Here is a 472-nt window from a genome sequence, read left to right as displayed (position 1 = left end):
GACCTCGTCACGCGCTTCAACAACTTCCCGGCCGCCAAGATCACCGGCGACGCCGCGCCCGGCTACAGCTCCGGGCAGGCGCTGACCGCCATGGAGGAAGTGGCCGCCGAGGTGCTGGGCGAGGGCTACAGCTTTGCGTGGAGCGGGCAGGCGTATGAGGAGAAGAAGGCCGGCTCGACCGCCGCCATGGTGTTCGCCTTCGCGCTGCTGATGGTGTTCCTGATCCTGGCCGCCCAGTACGAGAAATGGTCGCTGCCGATCGGCGTGCTGCTGGCGGTGCCGTTCGCGCTGTTCGGCGCGCTGGTCGCCATCCTGATACGCGGCATGCAGAACGACGTGTACTTCCAGATCGGCCTGACGGTGCTGATCGCGCTGGCGGCCAAGAACGCCATCCTGATCTTCGAGTTCGCGGTGGAGATGCGCATCAAGGAGGGGCTGAACGCCTACGACGCGGCGGTCAAGGCGTCCAAGC

At 66.5% G+C, this 472-nt stretch carries 1 protein-coding gene; it reads left to right on the top strand.

Annotated features, from left to right (window positions below):
- Positions 1–472 (top strand): efflux RND transporter permease subunit (locus AC1DHL_RS29865; protein ID WP_478164345.1); only part of this gene is annotated, 472 nt, incomplete at both ends.

Source organism: Variovorax sp. 10L426, assembly GCF_056395305.1.
Note: the sequence above shows the minus strand (reverse complement) of the source record. Positions and strands in the feature narration are given on the sequence as shown.